Consider the following 4,948-nt stretch of genomic DNA (forward strand, 5'->3'; position numbering starts at 1 on the left):
AACATCGGAGGTGCCGCCACCGCCCTCCCGTTCCGGCTGCCATTCGAGCGCACCGAATACCGCAGCACCGGGGACTCAATCAGCTGGCAGGATCAGTTCGGCGAGTAGGCTCCGGCGGGGTACAGCCTCACGGTCGGCCCGACCACGCGCTACCGCCCCGGCACCACCCGGCCGAAGCGATGGAACGTCGCCGTTTTCGCGCCCGACACGCAGATGTCGGGCGGGGTTCGCGATGGGAATATGGTCGCTGCCGGCGTGCCGCTGTTCGGCGACGGTGCCGGGCACTTCGGATTCTCCTCGTTCGACACCGCGCGGACCGCGCTCTACGCGGGCGGGACGCTGATCGGGGAGGCGGCATCGGACTACGCCGAGTTCGAGGTGCCGCCGGGCACCGCCGACCTCCGGCTGGAGCAGTCAGCCACCCGATCCGCACCGTTCCGGCTCTCCACCTCAGTCAGTGGCGTGTGGACGTTCCGTTCGGCGACGACCTCGGAGGAAACCCTGCTCCCGCTGTCCACGGTGCGATTCAGCCCACGGGTCGACGACAGGAATGTCGCGCCGGCCGGCACGTCGTTCACGTTCCCGGTCGAGGTAGTCCGCCCGACGGGCTCAGCAGCGCCGCCCAACCGCGACCTGACCGCCGAGTTCTCCACCGACGACGGGCAGACCTGGCAGCCCGCGACGGTCGCCGGCTCCGGCGGCAAGCGCACCGTCCGGGTCTCCAACCCCACCGGTCCGGCGTACGTGTCGCTGCGGGGCCACGCCACCGACGCGGCGGGCAACACCGCCACGATCACGGTCATCAAGGCGTACGAGGTCGGATGACATTCGCACGGCGGGGCGTCGACGGCGCCCCGCCGTGCGGGTCAGTGCGTGTCTGGTGTCCAGGCCCGGGTCCGAAACTCGTGAACATCGAATATGCCACAATCCCGCCCATGCCTGAGATCGTTATCGCGGCGCTGGTTCACGAAGGTCGAGTCCTGCTCGTCCACCGAAGTCCGAACCGCCATGTCTACCCGGACGTGTGGGATCTGCCGGGCGGACACATCGATGCAGGCGAGACAGAGCTGGCTGCGCTCGCCAGGGAGATGCACGAGGAACTCGGCGTCCAGATAACAACAGGCTCGGCGATCCACCTGTGTCGACTGGAGGCAGGCCACGGAGAGGACTCCGTGCGCTTCAGCGCCTGGCTTGTCGGCGAGTGGGAGGGGACACCGACAAACGTCGCTCCTGATGAACATGACGAGATCCGTTGGTTCCGGCCCGAGGAGTTGCCGCCGCTCATTCACGAACCCGTGCGCACGGCGGTGATGGAAGCGATGCGGGGTGCCCGCGCCTGAACTTCTACGCCCTTTCTCGGTGTCCCCGCCGGCCCACCCTGCCCACGCATATGGTGCGAAGCGCCGCGGTAGAGCATGATGACTCGTGCGGCGACGGAAACACCGTTGCAAACACCGGGCCCATCGTCTCGGGCGAATCGGACCGAACGCCGCCTCCCGGCCCCGAAGTGGCCGTGCCGCTCGATGACGCCCATGGCGGCCTGCAACATTTCTGCACACCGGCTCCATTGACCGGCAACGATGTGCAAAATTATCGTTTTTCCATTGCCTTTCGCATTTCCACCGCCGCCACCAAGCGGCGGAAATGCTCCGTGCCCTTTCCCCGCCAAAGGACCCCGCAATGAAACGCATCGCCATCGCCGCGGCGACGACCGCGGCGCTGCTGCTCGGCGCGGCCGGACTCCATCCGGCCTTCGCTGCCGCCCTGTTCACCGACACCTTCGACGACGGGAACGCGAACGGCTGGTCCCGCTCCGGCGGCTCCTGGTCGGTCGTCGCCGACGGCTCTCCCGCCTACCGCCAGTCGAGCACCGGCGCCAACGCCCGGGCGCTGGCCGGTAGCACCTTCTGGACCGACTACACGGTGCAGGCCCGGGTACGGCCGATCACCTTCGGCGCCACCAACCGGACCGTCGGCGTCGCCGCCCGCGCCCGGTCGACCAGCGAGTACTACGCTTTGGTGCTGACCGGCGGCGGCGCCGCCCAGCTCCAGCGGGTCAGCGGCGGCAGCGCGACCGTGCTCGGCACCGCGGTGGCGGCCGGCGCCCCCGGCGCGTGGCGCACGCTTGCGCTGAGCGTGCAGGGCACCACGCTCGCCGGCGCGGTGGACGGCGTGCCGATCCTGCGCGCCACCGACACGGCGCTGAGCGCCGGCCGGATCGGGCTGGTCGCCTCCTACGCCAGCGCCTCATTCGACGACGTCACCGTGGACACCGCCGCGCCCGGCCCCGGGCCCAGCGACCCGCCGACCACGCCGCCCCCGCCCGGGCAGTGCCGGGTGACCGGCGCGCCGACCGGGTTCGCCGCGGTCAACACGCTCGGCCAGAACGGAACCACCGGCGGCGCCGGCGGGCCCGCGGTCGCGGTGGACACGGCCGCCGAGCTGATCGCCGCGATCGGCGCCGCCGGGCCGCTCACCGTCTGCGTCACCGGGACCATCGTGCTGCCGGCCGGCATGTACGACGTGACCAGCGACAAGTCGATCGTCGGGGTGGGCGCCACCGCGGGCATCAGCGGCGGCGGCTTCAACATCGGCCTGCCGGTCTCCGCGGTCACCACGCCGCCGGCGAACGCGGTGCACAATGTGATCATCCAGAACCTGTCGTTCCGCGACGCCAGCGACGACTCGATCAACGTGCAGATGTTCAGCCACCACGTCTGGATCGACCACAACGACCTGGCCGAGGGCTACGACGGGCTGATTGACATCAAGCGCGGCTCCTCCTACGCCACCGTCTCGTGGAACCGTACCCACGACCACACCAAGAACATGCTGCTCGGCCACGACGACGGCAACGCCGCCCAGGACACCGGCCGGCTCAAGGTGACCTACCACCACAACTGGTTCGACCGCACGCCGCAGCGCAACCCGCGGGTCCGCTTCGGAGAGCCGGTGCACATCTACAACAACTACTACGTCTACAACACCGACACCGGGGTGGCCTGCCAGGCAAATGCGGGCTGCGTGGTGGAGGGCAACTACTTCGAGGACGTCGAGGAGCCGGCGACCAACTCGTACGCCGGGCCGTCCGGCCGGTGCGTGGCCCGCAACAACGTCTTCGTCGGCGAGTCCGGCGTGCCGGACTGCAGCGGGACCGTGCAGGAGCCGTCGGTCTACTACTCGTACACGTTGGACGATCCGGCCGCCGTCAAGGCGATCGTGACCGCCGGCGCCGGCGTGGGGAGGGTCTGAGATGCGCGGGTTGCTCGCGATGGCGGTCGTGCTGACCGCGATCACCATCCCGGCCGCACCCGCGGCGGCGGCCGGGCAGAGGCCCGCCGGCAGCAACACCGGCCCGGACGGCTTCGCCACCGTCGCCGGGTACGGCCGGACCACGACCACGGGAGGCGCCGGCGGCCCGGTCGTCACGGTGTCCACCGCCGCGGCGTTTCTCGACCACATCGCCCGGCCCGGCCCGTACGTCATCCAGGTCTCCGGCACGATCGCGCTGCCCACCGGCAGCACCGACGGCATGCACTCGGTCGCCTCGGACAAGACGATCGTGGGCCTGGGCAGCACCGCCGCGCTGACCGGCGGCGGGTTGAACATCGGCCTGCCGATCTCCTCCGCGACCTCGCCGCCCGCGGGCGCCGTGCACAACGTGATCATCCGGAACCTGCGGCTCTCCGGAGCCACCGACGACCTGATCAACGTGCAGATGTTCAGCCACCACATCTGGATCGACCACAACGACCTGTCCGACGGCGACGACGGCGCGGTCGACATCAAGCGCGGCTCGGACCTGGTGACGGTGTCCTGGAACAGGTTCCACGACCACGACAAGACGCTGCTGCTGGGCCACGACGACGACAACGGCGCCCAGGACACCGGCCGGCTGCGCGTCACCTACCACCACAACTTCTTCGACGGCTCGGACCAGCGCAACCCGCGTGTGCGCTTCTCCGCGCTGGCGCACGTCTACAACAACTACTACCTGGACAACAGCTACGGCATCGCGTCCACCAACGACTCCGCCGTCCTCGCGGAGGGCAACTACTTCGTCAGCGTGAACAACCCGGGTCGGGTCGATTTCAGCGGGCCCCTCGGGCGGATGGTGCAGCGCGACAACGTCCTCGTCGACTGCAACCACGAGATCGAGGTGCGCGGCTCGGTCCCGGACCCGCGCGGGTTCTACCCGTACACGGCGGACCGGGCCGCCGTCGTACCCACCGTCGTGCCGGCCGGCGCCGGCGTCGGAAAGGTGTGATCGCCATGCGCAGACTCCTGCCCGCGGGGGTGGCCGCGATGATCGCGGCCGCTCTCCTTCAAGCCACCGCACCCGCAGCGGCAGCTGCGACGGTTCCGGACGGGTTCGCCTCCGTCGCCGGGCTCGGCCTCTCCGGCACCACGGGCGGGGCGGCCGGGCCGACGGTCACCGTCACGAACGGCGCCGATCTGGAGCGGTACGCCGGGACGAACACGCCCTACACGATCATGGTGAGCGGCCGGATCGCGGTCGACGACATGATCACGGTGGTCGCCAACAAGAGCATCCTCGGCGTCGGCAGCACGGCCGAGATCACCGGCGGCGGCCTGCAACTTGGCTCCACCACCCGGCCGGGCAACAACGTGATCATCCGCAACATCCGGTTCAGCGGCGCCGAGGACGACTCGGTCAGCGTCACCAACGCCGCGCACCACGTGTGGATCGACCACAACGAGTTCCTCCCGGCCTATGACGGCTCGCTCGACATCAAACGCAGGTCGACCTTCGTCACGGTTTCCTGGAATCGTTTCCGCGGCACCGACAAGTCGATGCTGCTCGGCCATTCCGACAACTACCGCGACGACGTCGGATATCTGAAGGTCACCTACCACCACAACTGGTTCGAGGGGTCGAACCAGCGGCATCCGCGGGTCCGTTTCGGCGAGCCGGTGCACGTCTACA

At 69.6% G+C, this 4,948-nt stretch carries 6 protein-coding genes; all 6 read left to right on the top strand.

Annotated elements, in window-relative coordinates; translation table 11 throughout:
• The first annotated feature begins 240 nt into the window (after nt 1-240).
• Nucleotides 241-825, top strand: coding sequence for a hypothetical protein (locus AB0M20_RS27200; protein WP_364302896.1), 585 nt, complete (start codon nt 241-243; stop codon nt 823-825).
• Nucleotides 826-935: 110 nt separating this feature from the next.
• Nucleotides 936-1,340, top strand: coding sequence for an NUDIX domain-containing protein (locus AB0M20_RS27205; protein WP_364302898.1), 405 nt, complete (start codon nt 936-938; stop codon nt 1,338-1,340).
• A gap of 50 nt (nt 1,341-1,390) precedes the next feature.
• Nucleotides 1,391-1,684 (top strand): hypothetical protein, encoded by a 294-nt coding sequence (locus AB0M20_RS27210; RefSeq protein ID WP_364302900.1) that lies wholly within the window; start codon nt 1,391-1,393, stop codon nt 1,682-1,684.
• Entirely contained in the window at nt 1,681-3,252 is a 1,572-nt protein-coding gene (locus tag AB0M20_RS27215) for a family 16 glycoside hydrolase (RefSeq protein WP_364302902.1), read from the top strand. Before AB0M20_RS27210 ends, AB0M20_RS27215 begins: the two co-directional genes overlap by 4 nt.
• Before the next feature lies 1 nt (nt 3,253).
• Nucleotides 3,254-4,267 carry a pectate lyase gene (locus tag AB0M20_RS27220; protein ID WP_364302904.1) on the top strand — a complete coding sequence of 338 codons (1,014 nt, stop codon included), beginning with the start codon at nt 3,254-3,256 and terminating at the stop codon, nt 4,265-4,267.
• Nucleotides 4,268-4,272: 5 nt separating this feature from the next.
• Nucleotides 4,273-4,948, top strand: a 676-nt coding sequence (locus tag AB0M20_RS27225; protein ID WP_364302905.1) for a pectate lyase, incomplete at its 3' end; no start/stop codon positions are given.

It is taken from the genome of Actinoplanes sp. NPDC051633 (assembly GCF_040681735.1).
Taxonomy (GTDB): domain Bacteria; phylum Actinomycetota; class Actinomycetes; order Mycobacteriales; family Micromonosporaceae; genus Actinoplanes.

Bases quoted from the DNA above. Each gene is read 5' to 3' on its own strand.
- AB0M20_RS27220 (WP_364302904.1), top strand. From the start codon at position 3,254: ATGCGCGGGTTGCTCGCGATGGCGGTCGTGCTGACCGCGATCACCATC.
- AB0M20_RS27215 (WP_364302902.1), top strand. From the start codon at position 1,681: ATGAAACGCATCGCCATCGCCGCGGCGACGACCGCGGCGCTGCTGCTC.
- AB0M20_RS27205 (WP_364302898.1), top strand. From the start codon at position 936: ATGCCTGAGATCGTTATCGCGGCGCTGGTTCACGAAGGTCGAGTCCTG.
- AB0M20_RS27210 (WP_364302900.1), top strand. From the start codon at position 1,391: ATGGTGCGAAGCGCCGCGGTAGAGCATGATGACTCGTGCGGCGACGGA.
- AB0M20_RS27200 (WP_364302896.1), top strand. From the start codon at position 241: ATGGTCGCTGCCGGCGTGCCGCTGTTCGGCGACGGTGCCGGGCACTTC.